General features: G+C 51.0%; 17 protein-coding genes. 12 read left to right on the forward strand and 5 right to left on the reverse strand.

The genetic code is table 11. The features are described 5' to 3' along the window. Positions 1-179 precede the first annotated feature (179 nt). The 9 genes from ligD to OUY18_RS05310 all read left to right on the forward strand — a co-directional run bounded on the left by ligD (position 180) and on the right by OUY18_RS05310 (position 10,100). Entirely contained in the window at positions 180-2,615 is a 2,436-nt protein-coding gene (ligD, locus tag OUY18_RS05270) for a DNA ligase D (RefSeq protein WP_268057687.1), read from the forward strand. Positions 2,616-2,988: 373 nt separating this feature from the next. Further along, complete coding sequence (locus tag OUY18_RS05275) at positions 2,989-3,429, forward strand: OsmC family protein (protein ID WP_268057688.1); 441 nt, start codon at positions 2,989-2,991, stop codon at positions 3,427-3,429. A gap of 57 nt (positions 3,430-3,486) precedes the next feature. Beyond that, positions 3,487-5,160, forward strand: a complete 1,674-nt coding sequence (gene lpdA, locus OUY18_RS05280; RefSeq protein WP_268057689.1) for a dihydrolipoyl dehydrogenase — start codon at positions 3,487-3,489, stop codon at positions 5,158-5,160. After that, positions 5,157-6,089 carry a lipoate--protein ligase gene (locus OUY18_RS05285; protein ID WP_268057690.1) on the forward strand — a complete coding sequence of 311 codons (933 nt, stop codon included), beginning with the start codon at positions 5,157-5,159 and terminating at the stop codon, positions 6,087-6,089. The genes lpdA and OUY18_RS05285 overlap by 4 nt, the downstream gene beginning before the upstream one ends. Before the next feature lie 90 nt (positions 6,090-6,179). After that, positions 6,180-6,620, forward strand: coding sequence for a MarR family winged helix-turn-helix transcriptional regulator (locus OUY18_RS05290; protein ID WP_268057784.1), 441 nt, complete (start codon positions 6,180-6,182; stop codon positions 6,618-6,620). Between the two features lie 317 nt (positions 6,621-6,937). Continuing rightward, positions 6,938-7,807, forward strand: coding sequence for an aldose 1-epimerase family protein (locus OUY18_RS05295; RefSeq protein ID WP_268057691.1), 870 nt, complete (start codon positions 6,938-6,940; stop codon positions 7,805-7,807). 287 nt (positions 7,808-8,094) lie between these two features. Further along, the gene (locus OUY18_RS05300; RefSeq protein ID WP_268057692.1) at positions 8,095-9,273 is read left to right on the forward strand and encodes an acetyl-CoA C-acetyltransferase; all 1,179 of its coding nucleotides are present in this window, start codon (positions 8,095-8,097) and stop codon (positions 9,271-9,273) included. A 73-nt stretch (positions 9,274-9,346) separates the two neighbouring features. Further along, positions 9,347-9,586, forward strand: coding sequence for a hypothetical protein (locus OUY18_RS05305; RefSeq protein ID WP_268057693.1), 240 nt, complete (start codon positions 9,347-9,349; stop codon positions 9,584-9,586). Further along, positions 9,513-10,100 (forward strand): GrpB family protein, encoded by a 588-nt coding sequence (locus OUY18_RS05310; protein WP_268057694.1) that lies wholly within the window; start codon positions 9,513-9,515, stop codon positions 10,098-10,100. Before OUY18_RS05305 ends, OUY18_RS05310 begins: the two co-directional genes overlap by 74 nt. A 113-nt stretch (positions 10,101-10,213) precedes the next feature. Here the strand turns inward: OUY18_RS05310 and OUY18_RS05315 are convergent, their stop codons facing one another. The 5 genes from OUY18_RS05315 to OUY18_RS05335 form a co-directional block, all read right to left on the reverse strand. Continuing rightward, on the reverse strand, positions 10,214-10,963 hold the full coding sequence (locus OUY18_RS05315; RefSeq protein WP_268057695.1) for an amino acid ABC transporter ATP-binding protein: 750 nt from the start codon (positions 10,961-10,963) through the stop codon (positions 10,214-10,216). Beyond that, on the reverse strand, positions 10,960-11,760 hold the full coding sequence (locus OUY18_RS05320) for an amino acid ABC transporter permease (protein ID WP_268057696.1): 801 nt from the start codon (positions 11,758-11,760) through the stop codon (positions 10,960-10,962). Before OUY18_RS05320 ends, OUY18_RS05315 begins: the two co-directional genes overlap by 4 nt. 30 nt (positions 11,761-11,790) lie before the next feature. Beyond that, complete coding sequence (locus OUY18_RS05325; RefSeq protein WP_268057697.1) at positions 11,791-12,654, reverse strand: transporter substrate-binding domain-containing protein; 864 nt, start codon at positions 12,652-12,654, stop codon at positions 11,791-11,793. Positions 12,655-12,818: 164 nt separating this feature from the next. After that, positions 12,819-14,264, reverse strand: a complete 1,446-nt coding sequence (locus OUY18_RS05330) for a YfcC family protein (RefSeq protein ID WP_268057698.1) — start codon at positions 14,262-14,264, stop codon at positions 12,819-12,821. 401 nt (positions 14,265-14,665) lie between these two features. After that, a complete protein-coding gene (locus tag OUY18_RS05335) occupies positions 14,666-15,388 on the reverse strand; it encodes a GntR family transcriptional regulator (RefSeq protein WP_268057699.1) in 723 nt (240 codons plus the stop codon). 357 nt (positions 15,389-15,745) lie between these two features. Here OUY18_RS05335 and OUY18_RS05340 point away from each other — a divergent pair, with 357 nt between their 5' ends. Genes OUY18_RS05340 through OUY18_RS05350 form a run of 3 tightly spaced genes read left to right on the forward strand, consistent with a single transcriptional unit; the run spans position 15,746 to position 18,928 of the window. After that, entirely contained in the window at positions 15,746-16,561 is an 816-nt protein-coding gene (locus OUY18_RS05340; protein ID WP_268057700.1) for a BtpA/SgcQ family protein, read from the forward strand. A gap of 27 nt (positions 16,562-16,588) precedes the next feature. Continuing rightward, positions 16,589-18,103, forward strand: a complete 1,515-nt coding sequence (locus tag OUY18_RS05345) for an FGGY-family carbohydrate kinase (protein WP_268057701.1) — start codon at positions 16,589-16,591, stop codon at positions 18,101-18,103. Positions 18,104-18,115: 12 nt separating this feature from the next. Further along, positions 18,116-18,928, forward strand: coding sequence for an HAD family hydrolase (locus tag OUY18_RS05350; RefSeq protein ID WP_268057702.1), 813 nt, complete (start codon positions 18,116-18,118; stop codon positions 18,926-18,928). Positions 18,929-18,930 lie beyond the last annotated feature (2 nt).

The following is an 18,930-nucleotide window of genomic DNA, read 5'->3' on the forward strand; positions in this document are numbered from 1 at the left end:
TGTTAACGGAATGGTATGCACCTAAGTTGCGGGGGGTTGTTTCTTTTAACGGCCTGATGATAACCTGAAATTCACGCGGGATACATTCCACATGAATCGTTGGGTAATCTATATATAAAGGCCTCGTTTTAAAACCGGCGGCGGGTGGCTGCAAAACGGAAGGAAACGGCGTAATCTTTATGACTGCAAAACTGAACGAGTACAACCAAAAAAGGAATTTTGAACGGACCGGGGAACCGGAAGGTGAAACGGCAAATCACGAAGAACAGCTCCGGTTTGTCGTGCAGCACCATCTGGCCCGCAAAGATCATTATGATTTCCGCCTGGAATGGGACGGCGCCCTTTTAAGCTGGGCGGTTCCCAAGGGGCCTTCCTACAATACCCGCGACAAGCGGCTCGCCGTACAGGTGGAGGAGCACCCTCTGGAATACCGGAACTTTGAGGGAACAATCCCCAAAGGGGAATACGGCGGCGGAGTGGTCATGCTCTGGGATGAAGGCTATTGGGAACCCTATGCGGATGTGGAGGAAGGTCTCCGCCAGGGTTCGCTGAAGTTTGTTCTGAAAGGAAAAAGACTCAAAGGGAAATGGGCTTTGGTACGGATGAAGGCGAAAGCGGGCGAAACGAAAGACAACTGGCTTCTGCTCAAAGAAAAAGATGAGTACGCCCAAACGACCGACGGTATTTCCGAATTTATTACCAGTATCCGGACCGGACGCACCATGGAGGAAATTGAAAAAGGGGAAGATGAAAAAATTACGCGGAACCCTTTCAGCAAAGCCGACGTGCAGCTTGCCAAACTGGTAAATACGGTCCCCGAAGGCGACGACTGGCTCTATGAGCTGAAATACGACGGCTACCGGATTCTCGCGTATCTTGAAGGCAGCAGCGCCCGGCTGATAACCCGGAACGGCAGTGACTATACCAACCGGTTTCAGAGCGTCGCCTCCTCCCTCCTTGATTGGGCCGCCGGAAGGGCAATGGTTCTGGACGGCGAAATGGTCGTTACGGACGCATCGGGCAAAACAGATTTTCAGGCTCTGCAAAACTATATAAAAAATCCCACAGGCAAAAACCTCACCTATATCGTCTTCGACCTCCTTGCGCTGGACGGCGGAGACCTTCGGGAACGCCGCCTGAGCAAACGGAAAGAAACGCTTGAAGCGCTTATGAAAAATGCCCCGAAAAACCTCTGCTACAGTCAGCATGTCAGCGGAAACGGAAAGGAAAGTTTCGCCGCGGCCTGTAAGGCAGGGTTGGAGGGAATCGTGGGGAAAAAAGCCGATTCCGTCTACAGCGGGACAAGAAACGGCGATTGGGTTAAGCTGAAATGCGGAAAAAGGCAGGAATTCGTGATCGGAGGCTATACGCTTTCCGATAAGAAAACAAGCGGGGTAAGCTCCCTGCTTCTCGGCGTTTATGAAGGGGACGAACTGATCTATGCCGGACGCGCCGGAACCGGCCTGAGCGGGCGCGCCGTGAAAGAACTGGAAGTCGAATTTGAAAGCCGGAAGAGAACGGAGCCCCCCTTCAAACTTGCGCCCAAGCCCCGGTCGAATGAAAAAATTACCTGGCTTGAACCGGAACTGGTTGCGGAAATTCAATTTGCCGAATGGACCGAAGAGGATTTATTAAGGCATGCAAGTTTCAAAGGCTTGCGGACGGATAAAAATCCCCGCGATATAAAACGGGAAAAGGCGGATGACAAAGTCCCCTCATCCGTTGAAGAAAGGGAGACGCAAATGGAAACAGACGGAAACAGCATTATCATTCAAGGAATCAGGATCACCAACCCGGATAAGGTTATGTTTGACGACCCCGCCATCACAAAAGCGGACGTCATCCGTTATTATGAAAAGGTTTCGGAACGCATGCTGCCGTATGTGGGCCACCGGATTCTCAGCATTGTGCGCTGCCCCAAGGGAATATCCCAAACCTGCTTTTATAAGAAGCATCCCGGCGCGGGCAGCAAAGGAGTCGTCACCATACCGGTCTCCAACAGCGACGGGGAAACGGAGGAGTATTTCTATCTTGAGAACGTATCCGGACTGATATCGGAAGCACAGATGGGTACGCTGGAATTCCATATCTGGGGAAGCCGTGTGGATGAGCTTGAAAAGCCGGATATGATGGTATTTGATCTGGACCCGGATGAAGGAATGGATTTAGGTACGGTGCGTCAGGGTGTAAAAGACATGAAAAGTATTCTGACCGAGCTTTCGCTGAACTCGTATCTCAAGACCAGCGGCGGCAAAGGGTACCATATAGTCGTCCCTTTAACCCCGTCCGTTTCGTGGGATACGTTCCATGATTTCGCAAGGCGCGTCGCCGAAGTAATGGAGAAGAAGTGGCCCGACCGCTACACAAGCAACGTCCGAAAAGCCAAGCGGTCCAACAAGATTTTCATCGACTGGATTCGAAACGGCAGGGGTGCCACGAGCGTTGCCCCCTATTCGATCAGGGCACGAAAAGGAGCCGGAGTATCCATGCCCATCGCATGGGAGGAACTCGACACCGTCGCCCCCAACGGCATCACAATGGCGGACGCCCTTAAGCGGATCGAAGGCAGCGACCCGTGGAAAGATTTTTTCCAAAACCGTCAGCTTCTGAAATAATCCCGCGGGTGCGAATCCCACTGCTTCCCCCGCGGGCGCAGCCCGTTCTGTGGCACTCAGCTAACCGCTGGGTGCCTTTGTCATATGGAGCTTATTTCGGCAGGTAAGAACCCACCGGCGCAAATGCGGAGATATATACTGGCATTTATCCTTAAAAGCGGAAGCTGCACGGCATGCGGACATCTTTAAGCGAAAAGGTTCCTGTTGTCGTTTTATTCCATAACCGGGAATCTTTTTTGTACCGTCCGACAAATTTGGAAGTAACGAAAAAAATAATTAGTTAGCTATCTATTGTTTTTCGAAAATTTTTATGCTAAACTCATATCATAGGAAATCCCGTAGATAATATGATTAAAAAAGAGGAGATGCGCATATGTTAACTACATTTAAGGCTGCTGCCAAAAAGTGCCCCGAAGGGCTCAAAGTCGAAACAAACGCGAGAGGTTTTAAGATCGTTTTAGACGAACCGGAGGAAATGGGCGGAACCAACACCGGCATGAATCCGGTAGAGGCAATTCTGTGTTCCCTGGGCGCATGCCAGTCAATCGTTGCCAGCGCTTTTGCCGAAATGCAGGGCTTTTCGTTTGAGGAATTCCATGTTGAACTGGAAGGGGATCTGGACCCGGACGGGTTCATGGGTCTTGCTGACGTGAGAAACGGGTTCCAGGAAATTCGCTTTACCATGTACTTCAAGACAAAAGAAAGCCAGGAAAAGGCCGAAGCTTTCGCAGATTTCATTCAAAAGAGATGTCCTGTTGAAGACTGCCTCGTAAACGGCGTAAAGTTCGTCCGGGCCGGCGTTGTCAGAGAATAAAAAATTCGCGAAGGGGCTGCAAACGCAGCTCTTTCTGATTTTAAAGGAGGCTGGATCGTGGAGATTAAAATGTCTTTAATTCCCGGAAACAAAACGGGCAAGGTCGGGAAGATCAGCGTGAAACCCGGGGACAGCGTACAGGCGGGGGATATTCTGGCAAACGTGGAAACCGGGAAAGGGAACCGCCCCGTCAAGGCTCCCGAATCGGGAACCGTTACGAAAATAGTGTGCGGGGAAGGCGGCGAAGTTACAACCGGGCAAGTCCTTTTTGAACTGGACGCCGCCCAGCCCGAAACCGTACAACAGGCGGAAGCTCCGTCTGAGGCAAAGAAAGCCACCGATTTGGAAACCGAGCTTCTGATTATCGGCGCGGGCCCGGGCGGATATGTCGCCGCCATTTACGCGGCGAAAAAAGGGATAAAGACCACCCTGGTGGAAAAAGAGGAGCTCGGCGGCACCTGCCTGAACGTCGGCTGTATCCCAACCAAGGCGCTTATAAAATCCTCGGAAATCTGCCGGAACGTACGCAGTTCGGCGGAATTCGGCATTGTAACGGACGGCGCCCCGCGCGTGGATATGGCGCAGGTCATCCGGCGCAAAGACGCGGTCCGGGAAAAGCTGGTTTCCGGCATTGCCGCTCTGCTGGAGGGGAACGGCGTTCAGGTTCTTCACGGCAGCGCGTCTTTTCTGTCCGAAAACAAGGTTTCCGTGGAAGGAAAGGAAAATTACACCGTTTCCGCGCGGGACATCATCATTGCCACGGGGTCAAAAATTTCAAGAGTGAAAATTCCCGGAATCGATCTTCCGGTCGTCATGAACAGCACGAAAGCTCTTTCCTGTACGGAACTGCCGAAATCCATCACCATCATCGGCGGGGGCGTTATCGGCATGGAATTTGCTTTCCTGTACAATAATCTGGGCGTTAAAGTCCATGTCGTTGAATTTCTGGACTCCCTGCTCGCCATGCTGGACAAAGATATTTCGGAAAGCATCCGGGATTCGGCGGAAAAAGCGGGAATTTGTATCCATACCGGTTCGAAGGTAATGAAAATTCAGGAATCGGACGACGGGCAGGCCATTATCACCTACGAAGGCAAAAGCGGAGAAGGGGTTCTGGTCAGCGATAAAGTTCTGGTGGCCATTGGAAGGGAACCGAACCTCGACGGCCTTGCGATCGAAAAATCCGGCGTGCAGCTGCGGGGCAAAGGAATCGACGTGGACGCCCACATGCGTACAAATGTGGAACATATCTATGCCATCGGCGACGTAACAAACATCCTCCAGCTCGCCCATGTTGCTTCCCATCAGGGCATGGCGGCCGTAGACAACATTTCGGGGAAATCCGTATCGGTGGACTATTCCGCGATTCCCAACGTGGTTTTTACAAGCCCGGAGATTTCCAGCGTCGGCCTGACGGAAGAAGGATGCCAAAAACAGGGCATGGATTGCAGCGTAAGCACGATCTCCTATTCCAGCAACGGAAAGGCGCTTACCATGAACGAACCGGAAGGGTTTATTAAAATCGTACGGGACAACGCGACCCGCCGCATTGTGGGCGGTTCGATCATCGGCGCGGACGCCTCCTCCCTGGTCAGCGTTCTCACGCTTGCCATTTCAAACGGGATGACCGACCGGCAAATCGCGGAAACGGTTTTCGCCCATCCGACCACCGCGGAAATCATACACGAAGCCGCGCTCGGATTCGGGGTTGGAGCGATTCATCAGCTATGAGCCGGATTTACATTTCAGCGGAAACCGACCCTTACTTCAATGTTGCGGCGGAATATCAGCTATTGAAAGACACCGCCGGGGGAACCTCCCTGTTTTTATGGAGGAACAAGCCGTCCGTTATTTTCGGGCGGAACCAGAATGTTTTTGCCGAATGCGACGAAAAGCTCCTGAAAAAATACGGCGTTCTGCCGGTCCGGCGCTTTTCCGGAGGGGGCGCGGTATTTCATGATCTGGGGAATGTGAACTTCACGTTTCTGTCGAAGGAACAGGATGCGGATACCGATCGATACCGGAAGGTTCTTCGGCACGCCGTTTCTTCCCTCGGCATTTCCTGCACATTCGGCGGCAGGAACGACCTTCTGGCCGAAGGGAAAAAATTTTCCGGGCAGGCTTATTATGCCGAATGGGGAAATCTTCTCTACCACGGAACCGTTATGGTAAACGTAGACCTTGACCTGCTCTCCGCCGTGCTGAAGCCGTCCTTTCTGAAACTGCGTTCCAAAGGGATCGATTCCGTGCGAAGCCGCGTAGTCAACCTGTCGCAAATCGACGCGAGAATTACGCCGGAGCGCGTACAGGAAGCCCTGATGATCGCGTTTGCGGCGGAATACGGGGCGGAAAGGCCGGTATCCCGTATTGACCGCCGCAGTATGCAGCCGTCCGTTTATGAAAAAATCAGAAAGGACGACTGGATTTACGGCGAGTCCCCGGATTTTGACGTCCGTTTCGAAAAGAAGCTGTCCTTCGGGAATGTAACCGTTTTCGCAGATATCTCCGGCGGAAAGGTCTCCCGCGCCAAAATTTATACGGACAGCCTTGCCGCCCTTGATTTTTCCCCGTGTGAAAAGTCGCTGGCGGGGCTGTTGTTCCGCGAGGACGCGCTGGTTGCCACAATTGAGAATTTTGTTCAAAACAAGGCTGGATTTTAGGCCAAAGAAACGGTATCCCATTTGGAAAGTAAGGGAAAGTATGGTATAATAATAAAAATGTTTCTTGTAGGGGACTTGCAGGTGAATGAGATGTTCAATTTAGACGATTGCCTCGCCTTTATAACCAGCCAAAGCGCGAAAATCTTTGCCGAATCGATGGAGCAGAAATTCCGGCCGTATAACATTACAAGGACCCAGTGGATCGCCATGTATTATATTGCGACGGGCGAGTCGATCACGCAGCGGGAACTGGCCGACAAAATGTCCGTAAAAGGTCCCACCGTGGTGCGGCTGCTTCAAAAATTAGAACAGGACGGCCTTTTGGTTCGTTCCGGCATTGATTCCGACAAGCGGGTTAAGCAGTTGGTACTTACGGAAAAGGGCACCCGCCTTTACCGCAGTTTGCTTCCTGTTGCGGAAAAATTTAAAAACGACACCATCGCGGGAATCAGCGAGGAAAATCTGCAAATTTTAAAAGATGCGCTCGATACAATGGTGAAAAACGCGCAGGAGAAAGAGCCGGAGGATTAACATCCCGTTTCCTTACATAAACCTTGTTCGCAGCGAAACAACTGCAAAAGTATGTTATTTTGCATGAAAAGAAACAACACAAAAGCACTGTCCGTCCGGGCGGTGCTTTTTTTGTGGCGGTAACCGACAGCATTGCGGAAAATAAAAAAAGAATTTTTAAAGACAGCCGCCGGTCTGGCCGAACCGGATTCTTTTATAATTCCCATAAATAATCTTATATTTTGCATATTTGAAATATTTTCCCTTGCCTCAGACCGATATAATAGAAAGAGAATCATTTTGTCAACCAAAAATCAAGAAACATGGAGGACGTTAAAATGCAGAAAACATTAAAAATCGGATGCGCAGAAGGAATTGTGGATACTTTTGGCGGAGAACTGATCTCTTATAAAAATGGTGGAAAAGAATATATCTGGACGGGCGACCCGAAATACTGGAGCGGGCATGCTCCGATTCTCTTTCCGTTTGTCAGCGCGCTGAAAGACGGGAAAGTTTTGTTTGACGGAAAAAGCTACTCCATGGCGGGGAAACATGGATTTGCGCGGAAAAGTCAGTTTGAACTGACGGAGTGCACGGATACAAAGGCCGTTTTCACACTGGTCTCCAATGACGTGACAAAGGCGCAGTACCCGTATGACTTTGTTCTTGCCGTTACGCATGAAATTTCCGACGCCGGGTACAAGACCACCTATTCGGTAAAAAACACGGGAAACGGCGCTATGCAGTTTTGCATCGGCGGACACGCCGGTTTTTGCGTTGACGGTTCGGCGGAAGATTATGAGCTGAAATTCGAGAAAGCGGAAGACCTCAACCTTTACTATACGGACGCCAACAGCCTGTTCAGCGAAAATTACAAATTTAAAAAACGCCTCGAATCCGACACCTTCCCGATCGTTTACAGCGACTTTGACGTTGACGCGCTCATTGCAAAGGATATCAAGAGCCGCAAAGTAAAGCTCGTAAAGAAAAACGACGGGACGGGAATCGAATTTGATTTTAACGGCTTTGAGGTTCTCGTATTGTGGACGCCGCCGAAAAAGCAGGCGCCGTTTCTCTGCCTGGAACCGTGGAACGGGCTTCCGGCGCTGACGGACGAAAGCGGCCGTTTCGAGGACAAGCCTTACCGGATTGTGCTTCCGGCCGGTTCCGAATATTCCGTCGGATACAAAGTTTCAGTTATTAAATAAAAAAGATTTTAATCAGCCAAAATTTTAAATTTCAATCGAAACAGCATACGGAGCATAACGCTCCAAGGAAATTACATATAACGCATGTAGAGAATTGATCAATTTATTCAAAAAACGCCGTTCGAAAGAGCGGCGTTTCTTTTTTGCACTTTTGCCGAAGGAATACAGCGGGACGGAAATGGACAACCTATTTTATACGCAATTTATTTTACACAAAACCAACGAACAGCCATCTTATGTCTCGGATTTTGGAATGGACGGTTCGTTTTTTAAAGGAGATGTTTCCAATGAGAAAAGTTGTTTTAGCCGGTGCCTGCCGTACCGCGATCGGAAAAATGGGCGGCACCCTCAGCAATACCCCCGCCGCCGAACTGGGCGCTGTCGTTATAAAAGAAGCCATTACCCGCGCGGGTGTTCAACCGGAACAGGTCGATCAGGTCTACATGGGGTGCGTAATTCAGGCCGCGCAGGGGCAGAACGTCGCGCGGCAGGCTTCCATTAAGGCGGGGCTTCCCGTTGAAGTTCCGGCCGTCACGGTGAACGTAGTCTGCGGCTCCGGCCTGGAATGCGTAAACACCGCCGCCCGCATGGTTGAAACCGGCGACGCCGACATCGTGGTGGCCGGGGGCACGGAAAATATGTCCATGGCGCCCTACGCCATCAAACAGGGGCGCTACGGTTACCGTTTAGGCAACGGCACCTTGATCGACACGATGGTAAACGACGCGCTATGGGACGCTTTTAACGATTACCACATGGGTATCACCGCCGAAAACGTGGCTGAAAAGTGGGGGCTTACCCGCCAGCAGCTTGACGAGTTCAGCGCCGCGACCCAGCAGAAAGCCTGCAAAGCCATTCTGGACGGCGAATATCGGGACGAGATCGTCCCCGTTCCCGTGAAGATGAAAAAGGATATTGTGATGTTCGACACCGACGAAGGCCCCCGCCCCGACACCACGGTAGAGGTCCTTGCAAAATTAAGGCCCGCCTTTAAGCCGGACGGCGTCGTTACCGCCGGAAACGCCTCCAACATTAACGACGGCGCGGCGGCGGTCGTAGTGATAAGCGAGGAGAAGGCCAAAGAGCTTGGCGTTCAGCCCATGGCGACGTGGGTGGCCGGTGCGCTGGGCGGCGTGGAACCGTCCATCATGGGCGTCGGCCCGGTTGCCGCCGTGAAAAAGGTGCTGGCAAAAACCGGCATGAAGGTGGAAGACTTCGACCTGCTCGAAACAAACGAAGCCTTCGCCGCCCAGAGTCTCGCCGTTATTAAAGAACTGAACCTCGACACGAGTAAAATTAACGTGAACGGCGGCGCAATTGCCCTCGGCCATCCGGTGGGCGCTTCCGGCTGCCGCATCCTGGTCACCCTGCTGCACGCCATGAAAAAGCGCGGCGCGAAAAAAGGCCTTGCTACCCTGTGTATCGGCGGCGGCATGGGCTGCGCAACGATTGTGGAAATGGAATAATTGAGAACGGGGAGGACTGCCGCTTGCATTTCTTTGTCCTTCCTATAACGAAAACAAAAGGGGCTTGAATCATATGGTTCAAGCCCTTTTCCCAATCAATGAAAAACAAAAAAATATATTGCAAAAAGCCGCTAAGTTTTTTATCTTATTTTCAGAAGCGGATACTTTCTATGAATTTTTTCTTGCCTGTGGAATTTGCATGGGATATACTTTTAAAGAAGCTTTATGGGAGGGATATCATGAACAAAGAATTATCGGAAATGACCTTGGAAGAACTGTGGCAGTTGTTTCCGATTATCCTGAAAGAGCATAATGAAAAATACAAAGACTGGTACGCCGCCGAAAAAGAGTATCTGCTGAACTGCATTGACGCAAAATACATAAAGCGCATCAATCATATTGGAAGCACCTCTGTGAAAGGGCTGATTGCAAAACCGACCGTTGATATCCTTCTGGAAATTTCGGATGACTGTGATCCCGAAGCACTGGAAAACACCCTGGCAAACAACGGCTGGCTGCTGATGTGGTCGTCATCCGGGCCGGAACTTGATCAGACTTACAACAAAGGATACACGAAAAACGGCTTTTCCGAAAAAATATACCACCTTCATGTACGGCATTTAGGCGACTGGGACGAGCTTTATTTCCGGGATTACCTCATGGAGCACCCCAACGTTGCGGCGGAATATGCGAAACTGAAACTTGCGCTCTTTCAGAAATTTGAGCATAATCGGGATGCCTATACGGACGCAAAGACCGGATTCGTGCAGCATTATTCAAAAATAGCCAAAGAAGCATATCGGAATCGTTATAAGCCGGAGGGCTGATGGCAGATTTAGCATGGGCAACCGCATAAAGGAAGGGGACGGAATCCGGTTTTTGCCGGACGCCGTCCCCTTCTATTTTTATTTTATCTAAGGATGGTTGCCAACGCTTTGCATCACTGGTTCCGGAACCGTGCCAAAAACTCTTTTGTACTTTCCTGTTTCGGGTTGCCGAAAAGCGCCGACGGCTCGCCTTCTTCGGCGACGACGCCGTCCTTCATGAAGACCACATGGGAGGAAACGTCGCGGGCGAAGGCCATTTCATGGGTAACGATCACCATGGTCATGCCTTCCTCCGCCAGTTCGCGCATAACCTCCAGCACTTCGCCGACCATCTGCGGGTCCAGCGCGCTGGTGGGTTCGTCGAAAAGCAGCATTTCCGGTTCCATTGCCAGCGCGCGGGCGATTGCCACACGCTGTTTCTGTCCGCCGGAGAGCTGGTTCGGTTTCGCGTTGATGTATTCCGCCATACCGACCTTGGAAAGGTATTTCAGCGCGGTTTCCTCCGCCGTTTTCCTGTCCTTTTTCAAAACCTTCGTAACGCCCGCCATGCAGTTTTCCAGCACGGTCATATTGTTGAACAGGTTAAACGACTGGAACACCATGCCAACCTTGGATCGGTAGGTATTGATGTTCGTCCCCTTCTCCGTAATATCCCCGCCGTGGAACAGAATCTGGCCGGAAGTCGGGGTTTCCAGCATGTTAATGCAGCGCAGGAGCGTGGATTTGCCCGAACCGGAAGCGCCGATGATGCAGATCACGTTGCCATGATACGTTTCAAAGTCGATATCTTTCAGCACCTGATGGCTGCCGAAGCTCTTGCTCAGGTGCCGCACCTGCAAAATGGGGGATTTTATTTCGCTCATATCTTTTCGCCTCCAAGGTGAACGGGGTTGTGTCCGGTCGGGTCCGCCATCATATCGCTTTTTACGAGCGAGTAGTAGCTGGAGCCGTCTATTTTGTGTTCGATCCAGCGCAGCAGGCGCGAGCAGGTGAAGGTCATGATAAAGTAGATAATGCAGATAATAAAGAAGACCTCAAAGTACCGCATGAACGCACCGGCGGCGGAGTTGCCGGAAAAATACAGTTCCGTAACCTGAATCACATTCAATACGGAGGTATCTTTGATATTAATGATGAGGTTGTTGCCGATCTGCGGCAGAATGTTGCGAAGAGTCTGCGGCATAACGACATACGCCATAGCCTGCCAGTGGGACATCCCGATGGCCTTGGCCCCCTCCGTCTGGCCGATATCGATCGAGCCGATGCCCCCGCGCACCGTTTCCGCCATATAGGCGCCGGTGTTGATGGAAACAACGAAAAATCCGGCGAACATGGGCGACATATCCATTTTAAAGAGCTGCATGGAACCGAAATACACAACCATCGCCTGTACGATCATCGGCGTGCCGCGGAAAATTTCTATGTAGGCGGCAAGGATAAATTGCAGGAGCCCGTGCCCTATTTTTGCAAACAGGTTTGCATTTTTACGGATGGGGAGCGTCCGCAGGACACCGACCAGAAGGCCGATCACGCAGCCGATCAGCGTGCCGACCAGCGCCAGCTGGAGCGTTACGCCCGCGCCGTGAAGAAAGATCGCTCCGTACTTATGCAGGATTAAAAAGACCCAACCGAAGAAATCATTATCACTGGGAAGATTCATAGATGACAACTCACTTCCTGTATTCTCGCATTACTGCGCCAAGGGCTGCTTTGCGATTGCGTCCTGCATGATTTTGTCGCGGTCGGCCTCGCTGATGCCGGAAAGGGCCTTGTTGACGGCGGCCTTTAATTCCGGATTCGATTTGGAAACCGCGATACCGAGGTTCACGTCCGCATCCGTGGCCTTAAAGCCGTTTCCGTCCTGAAAGTCGAGCATGACCAGCTTCTTGTTCGCGTACACGGCGCCCATTGCGGTGGGCTTGTCCGTTACAAAAACATCGGTTTTGCCGGAAGTCAGGGATACGATCAGCGCGGGAACATTCTTCATTGCAGGCTGGATAGCTGCGTCCGGAATCTGCTTAAGCATGTCATACCAGACGGTGTTTTGCTGGGAGGTACAGGAAGCGCCTTTCAGGTCCTCCACGCTTTTTGCGGAGGCATATTTGCTGTCGGAGCGCACCAGCGCGTAGATGGTGGCTTTGTAATACGGGTCGGTGAAATCAACGGTTTTCTTGCGTTCTTCGGTAATGCTCATACCGGCGATGACCGCGTCCAGTTTGCCGGAAACAACGCTCGGCGCAAGGCCGTCCCACTCCGTTTTCACAATTTGCAGGTCATAACCGATGGAATCGGCGATTTTTTTGGCCATCATAACGTCGTATCCGTTGGTGTATTCGCCGCTGCTGTTGGCAATCGGGATCGCGCCGTTGGAATTGTCCGCCTGCGTCCAGTTGTAGGGCGCGTAGTTGCACTCCATCCCCACCTTCAGCACTTTTTTGGAACCGTCTGCGGCCGGTGCTGCCGTCTCGGACTTCGTGCAGCCGGCCATGGTTATCAGTCCCGCCGTTAGTACCGCGCAGAGCAGCACGGGTAAAATTCTTTTTGTAAATTTCATAAGTTTTACTCCTATCTGTCATCAAATGAATCCTGTTTCCCGATGGAAATGCGACCGGCGCCATAAATATGGCGCCGGGCAAAACCTGTATCGAAAATTGGGGGGAACGTCATAATTGAATTTAGGTAATAGGGTATTTCAAAGTTCTTATGTTTGCTTTTTGATCAGACCGGAAGCATACCGGAAATCGCCGTAAACGTAAGGCCGAGAACCGTCATGACGATGAACAGCTTCCAGCAGGTCTTCCACCACTGCTGGAAAGAAATTTTGCATACCGCAAGACCTGCAACCGTCATACCGGCGGTCGGGCTGATGGTGTTGATGCACTGGTTTGCATACTGGAGGCAGGTAACCGACGCTTCGGGGTTCACGCCCATCAGTCTGGTAAGAGGAGCCATAACCGGAATGGTAAGGGCAGCCTGGCCGGAGGAGGAAGGAATCAGCAGGGCGATCAGGCTCTGTGCAAAGTACATCATGGTCGTGAAGATCACGGTCGGAACACCCTGCAGGGAAGTTGCCAATCCGTTCAGAATGGTGTCGATAATCAGGCCGTTTTCCGCAACGTAAAGAATTCCGCGGGCAATGCCGATAATGACGGCCGCATAAGCAAAATCCTTTAAACCGATTACAAACTGATCCGCAATGTCTTTTTCTTTCAGACCGCCGATGATTCCGGCAGCCAGTCCCATTCCAAGGAAGACCATGGAGATCTCATCCATATACCATCCGAACTTTACAAGGCCGAAAATAATGAGACCCATGCCGATTGTGAAGGTAAGAAGAACGAGCTTCTGCCGTACTGTGAATTCACTCTCTTCTTCCTGTGTATCCACAAGGAATTCTTCTTTTTTTGCGATATCGTCGCGATACGTGATGGAGCTTTCCGGGTTCTTTTGGACTTTCTTGGCATACCACATGACGAACACGATACCGACCGCCATGAAAATAATCCACTGGATAAAGCGGAATCCAAGCTGCGGATTGCCGGCGATCCCCGCGATTCCCTGCGCAATCAATACGTTGAACGGGTTCGTTGTGGAGGCGCAGTATCCTAACTGCGGCCCCAGGAAAACGATCATAAACGCCGTCATGGAGTCGTACCCCATGCCCATAATGATCGGCATAAAGATGGCATAGAACGGAAGCGCTTCTTCGGACATGCCGAAAGACGTACCGCCAAGCCCGAACAAAAGCATGGAAATCGGGATAATCAGAATTGCTTTTCCGTGAAGCTTCTTTACCACGCGCTTCATACCGGCGTTAATCGCGCCCGTTGTGTTGATGATCTGGAAGGTGCCGCCGATCAGCAGGACAAACGCCACAACATCGGAAGCCGCCTGAATCCCCTTGGTAGGCGCCTGAAGGATATCGGCGATTCCCTGGCGGTGGTCGGTGCCGTCCTCGTCCACCTTCGGAACAGTATGATACGTTCCGGCGATGGCAATCGAACGGGTGCCGGCCGCTGTTTCAACTTCTTTGCGGTCAAATTCGCCGCTGGGCACGAACCATGTGAGAATAGCAACAAAAACAATGAGCATAAAGGCAATGGTGTAAACATGGGGCAGTGTGAACTTTTTCTTTTTTAATAGAGCTGAAGTTCCCGTAGACATAATTCTCCTCCTTAAAATCAGTTCCGCTTTCTGTGAGTGCGAGCGACGTCGTAATCGTATTAGCATGTCATATGTCGTAATACATCGTCATATAGAGATTAGCAATTTTCACATGGAATGTCAAGACCGATTTAACAGATTTGTTGATTTATTAAAAAATTCGTTCACATTTTCGTCATATCCGTCACTTTATTTGTCCCATATGAATCATTAACCTGTATCTCTTTCATTTTTTGCCTGTTTCCCCTTTTCTATACGGGAGAATCCGGTCCGTTTATAAAAGATCGTTTTAACAGAAATTCAGGAGAAAGAAACCCAGGTAGGTTTTTTTTGCACAAAAAAACAGCATTCCCGGAAAAGAATGACTTTTCAGGGAATGCTGCGGTTCTATTTTGTACAAATCAGGGAAGATTGAAGATATACCGGCTGCCGACAATATACTGCCTGCCGATATGTACCGGGCGGTTATTCGAGTCCATGATGTTCGCGATCATATAAAAAAGCGGCTCGCCGAGCGAAACATGGAGCAGCTTGGCCGTATAAGCGGTAGCGCGCACCAGTTCCAGCGTACAGGTTTCGGAACCGGCGGGATAGATTCCTTTTTTGTTCAGAAGGGTATATAACGAACTGTCCAGCTTTTCTTCGAGCAGAAATTCGTAGCCCTTGATTGGAAAATAGTTGTTTTCCAGCATGATGGGGTCGCCGTCCGCCGTCAGCACTCTTTGCGTAAAAATGATTTTGTCGTTGCTTCCGTGGTTTAAAAAGGCCTTTTCGTCCACGCCGGGCTTGATGATTTTCCGGTCAATCAGGGTATGCCCCGGCTTCATACCGCACGCAATGCAGGCGTTTCTAAAGCTTAAAACATTTTCGATTTTCCGCTTGAGCTTGGGCTTGTTTACGAAAGTGCCCTTCCCCTGTTTTTTCACGAGGTAGCCTTCCGTAACAAGCTCCTCCACCGCCTTGCGCACCGTAATGCGGCTGATGGAGTAGATATTCATAAATTCGGGTTCGCTTGGAATCTTATCGCCGTACCGGAATTCCCCGATGTCAATTTTCCTCTTAATTTCTTCCATTAGCTGTTGATACAGCGGAGTTTGTGACTCTATATTTAAAGAAAGATCCATAAAACTTATCCTCTCAATAACTTTCCTAGAATAACGTCCTAATTCAACTTATATTCATTATAATATATATTTTAGTTCTTTACAATCTATTTTTAATTCAAATATGGAAATATTTCCTTTAAAAATAGCTGGATTCTCCAGGATTCGTTACAATAGATTAAATTATATTTATAAATTATACAAATTTAATGATTGTATTCCGGGAATTCATATGCTATATTATAAGAGTAATCGTAGAATGAAATTGTTGAAATTGGTTCGTATGCTCGTTTTGCCCGGTGCAGAATGGGCAATTTTCTTAGCCCTTCATATGTCGTTCTAGCACGTCATATTGTTGAAGATGTTGGAGGTACAAAAATGTCCTGGATAAAGGATTTATTTCACACGGAAAAACCGATTATCGGGCTGCTGCATTTAAGAGCATTACCCGGTGACCCCTCGTTTTACATAAACAGCAGCTCCATGGGCGAGGTAATCAAGCGGGCAAAGGCGGATTTAAAGGCATTGCAGGACGGCGGCGTGGACGGCGTTCTGATTACCAATGAATTCAGCCTGCCGTACCAGAAAAAAGTTTCCGCCGTTACCTTGGCGGCAATGGGCCGCGTGGTCGGCGCGCTGGCGGACGACCTGAAAATCCCCTACGGCGTGGAGGCGATTTACGACCCGGACGCCACCATCGAAATCTGCGCCGCAACCGACGCGCAGTTTACCCGGTGCATGTTCACCGGCGGCTGGGTGGGCGACCTTGGCGTGGTCGACCGCGACATCGGGGAAACCATGCGGTTAAAAAGCGCACTCCGGCTCGATAATCTGCGCCTTACGTATTTTATTAACGGCGAAGGCGAAGTATATCTGAATGACCGGAGCCTTTCGAGCATTACACAGACCATGATTTTCAACTGCGCGCCGGACTGCCTTGTGGTGGCGGGAGGAATGGCGGGAAGCGGGCCGGAAACATCCCTGCTCGCCCAGATAAAAGCCGCCGCGGGCGAAACGCCGGTGTTCTGCGGAACCGGCTGCAACATCAGCAATGTGGAATCCGTCCTTCGTATCGCGGACGGCTCCTATGTCGGCACAACATTTAAGGAAAACGGGGAATTCGACGGGAAAATCGACGGAAACCGCGTTTCCGAATTCATGAAAAAAGTACACGCATTCCGAAAAGATTTATAATGGGTCATAATGGAAAAGAGGATAGAAATGAACTCTCAATTTTTCATGGGAATTGACGTCGGTACCAATGAAACGAAAGGTGTTCTGATTGATGCGGACTGTAAAGTCGTTGCGTTCCAGTCGAAAACGCACGATATTGAAAATCCGCGCCCGAACTTTTTCGAGCATGACGCGGAAAAAATCTGGTGGGGCGACGTTTGTGCCGTAAGCCGCGCGCTGCTTGCGAAATCCGGGATTCCGCCCGCAAAGGTCGCCTGCCTCGGCATCAGCGCGCTGGGGTGCGACTGCGTTCCGGTGGACGAAAACTGCACGCCGCTCTGTAAAGCGATTCTGTACGGGATCGATTCCCGGAGCCACAAGGAAATGGATTACCTGAACGAGTACTACGGAGAGGACGCGGAAGCCGTCTTTGGGCATCCCATTTGTTCCTCCGACATCGCCCCGAAAATCCTGTGGATTAAAAACAATCTTTTCGAGGTTTACACGAAAACCTATAAATTTCTGACCGCGTCGTCCTATATCACGGCGAAGCTGACCGGGCGTTACTGCATTGATAAATATCTGGCGGAAGATTTCGCCCCGCTGTATGACTTGAAAACCAACTCCGTAGACGAAAAAATGTGCGGCATGTTCTGCAAACCGTCCCAGCTGGCGGAGGTCATGAAGGCAACCGAGATTGCCGGCGGCGTCACCGCGCAGGCGGCGGCGGAAACCGGGCTTCAGGAGGGTACCAGCGTCCTTGTGGGCACCGGGGACTCCGGCGCCGAAGCGATCAGCACCGGCGTGTTCCAGCCCGGCGATATCATGGTTCAGCTCGGCTCCTCCTGCTATTTTGTTTATCTTGCGGACAAGCTTATCCACGACAGCAGGGTCTGGCCGGGTACGTTTATCATTCCGGACACGTACAGCGTCTGCGCCGGTACCAATACGGCGGGAACCCTGACAAAATGGTTCCGCGACAACCTGTATTTCGATCTGGCCGCGGTGCAGGCGGCGGGCGGCGAGAATGCGTTTGCCGCAATGGTGAAGGACATTGAAGCCATCCCCGCGGGCAGCGACGGGCTGATTACCCTGCCCTATTTCGCCGGGGAAAGAACGCCCCTGAACGACCCGTTTGCAAAGGGAATGTTCTTCGGCCTCAATCTCAGCCATACCCGGTCGCATCTTTACAAATCCGCGCTGGAAGGCATCGGTTACTCCATTGCGCAGCATTTTGATATTCTGGAAGAGAACCATCTGCCCGTCAAAAAGATTATGGCGGTCGGCGGCGGAACGCAAAACCGGGTCTGGCTGCAAGTCGTGGCGGACATCCTCGGCAAAACGGTCTGCACGTCCAGCATCACCTTCGGCGCTTCGTACGGCGACGCCCTTATGGCCGCTCTGGCCGCGGGAGCCTATCAAAGCTGGGGCGAACTGGAAAAGGTGATGAAACCGGCGATGGAAATCAAGCCGAATATGGAAAACCACGCGGTTTATCAAAAGAACCGCAAAATATTCGACGGACTGTATGCCGCAACAAAAGACCTGATGCATACTTTATAAAACGCAAAGGGCGTGATACCGATTCCGAAACAGTACTTATTTTTTGATATTGACGGTACGATCGCTGAAAACGACAACGCTCCCTCCAGACTGACAAAGTATGCCTTGCGGCAGCTTCGCCTGAAGGGCCACCGTATCTTTATCTGTACCGGCCGGACCCTGTGCGACGTATATCCCGCGATTACATCGATCGGTTTTCACGGGATTATTTCGGGAGCGGGCGCCAATATCACCCTGGAAGAAAAAACGCTGTTCCAAAGTACCATCCCGCGCGCTTTGCTGAAGGAAACCGTGTCCAGAATGCTCGCCCACAACATCTCCGGCGTTTTGGAAGGCACGAAGCAAATGTATATTGTAAAAGGGGAAACGCCGCTGGGATGGCACATCCCCATGCCGGTCATCTGCCGCTTGGAACAGCTCGGAATCGCGCAGAATATTGAGAAGTTTACCCTGCATATGCAGAACCCCGCGCAGATTGACCCCATAAAAGACTTTTTAGAACGGTATTATGACCTTTACTCCCATGAGGACGGGACGTTTTGCGAGCTCGTCCGCAAAGGCTGCAACAAAGGCTCGGCCATTACCCGCATCCTCGGGTATTATCATACACAGCCGCAGAATGCGGTCGCCTTTGGAGACAGCCTGAATGACTGCACCATGTTCGAAAGCGTGGGAACAGCCGTCGCCATGGGGAACGCACCCCAGGCGCTTTTGGATATTGCCGCCATGGTTACCGGAACCATCCGGCAGGAAGGCGTTTACCACGCGCTTGCACAGCTCCATTTCATTGAAGAATGTCCACAGATGAAGAACGACGAGGTATAAAA

Origin of the sequence: Caproiciproducens galactitolivorans, assembly GCF_026672255.1 — a bacterium.
GTDB classification, from domain to species: Bacteria; Bacillota; Clostridia; order Oscillospirales; family Acutalibacteraceae; genus Caproiciproducens; species Caproiciproducens galactitolivorans_A.

What these genes read in the sequence shown, in the direction of transcription:
- ligD (WP_268057687.1), top strand. Translation starts at nt 180, where the DNA reads ATGACTGCAAAACTGAACGAGTACAACCAAAAAAGGAATTTTGAACGG.
- OUY18_RS05275 (WP_268057688.1), top strand. Translation starts at nt 2,989, where the DNA reads ATGTTAACTACATTTAAGGCTGCTGCCAAAAAGTGCCCCGAAGGGCTC.
- OUY18_RS05285 (WP_268057690.1), top strand. Translation starts at nt 5,157, where the DNA reads ATGAGCCGGATTTACATTTCAGCGGAAACCGACCCTTACTTCAATGTT.
- OUY18_RS05290 (WP_268057784.1), top strand. Translation starts at nt 6,180, where the DNA reads ATGTTCAATTTAGACGATTGCCTCGCCTTTATAACCAGCCAAAGCGCG.
- OUY18_RS05295 (WP_268057691.1), top strand. Translation starts at nt 6,938, where the DNA reads ATGCAGAAAACATTAAAAATCGGATGCGCAGAAGGAATTGTGGATACT.
- OUY18_RS05300 (WP_268057692.1), top strand. Translation starts at nt 8,095, where the DNA reads ATGAGAAAAGTTGTTTTAGCCGGTGCCTGCCGTACCGCGATCGGAAAA.
- OUY18_RS05305 (WP_268057693.1), top strand. Translation starts at nt 9,347, where the DNA reads ATGGTTCAAGCCCTTTTCCCAATCAATGAAAAACAAAAAAATATATTG.
- OUY18_RS05310 (WP_268057694.1), top strand. Translation starts at nt 9,513, where the DNA reads ATGAACAAAGAATTATCGGAAATGACCTTGGAAGAACTGTGGCAGTTG.
- OUY18_RS05315 (WP_268057695.1), bottom strand. Translation starts at nt 10,963, where the DNA reads ATGAGCGAAATAAAATCCCCCATTTTGCAGGTGCGGCACCTGAGCAAG.
- OUY18_RS05320 (WP_268057696.1), bottom strand. Translation starts at nt 11,760, where the DNA reads ATGAATCTTCCCAGTGATAATGATTTCTTCGGTTGGGTCTTTTTAATC.
- OUY18_RS05325 (WP_268057697.1), bottom strand. Translation starts at nt 12,654, where the DNA reads ATGAAATTTACAAAAAGAATTTTACCCGTGCTGCTCTGCGCGGTACTA.
- OUY18_RS05330 (WP_268057698.1), bottom strand. Translation starts at nt 14,264, where the DNA reads ATGTCTACGGGAACTTCAGCTCTATTAAAAAAGAAAAAGTTCACACTG.
- OUY18_RS05335 (WP_268057699.1), bottom strand. Translation starts at nt 15,388, where the DNA reads ATGGATCTTTCTTTAAATATAGAGTCACAAACTCCGCTGTATCAACAG.
- OUY18_RS05340 (WP_268057700.1), top strand. Translation starts at nt 15,746, where the DNA reads ATGTCCTGGATAAAGGATTTATTTCACACGGAAAAACCGATTATCGGG.
- OUY18_RS05345 (WP_268057701.1), top strand. Translation starts at nt 16,589, where the DNA reads ATGAACTCTCAATTTTTCATGGGAATTGACGTCGGTACCAATGAAACG.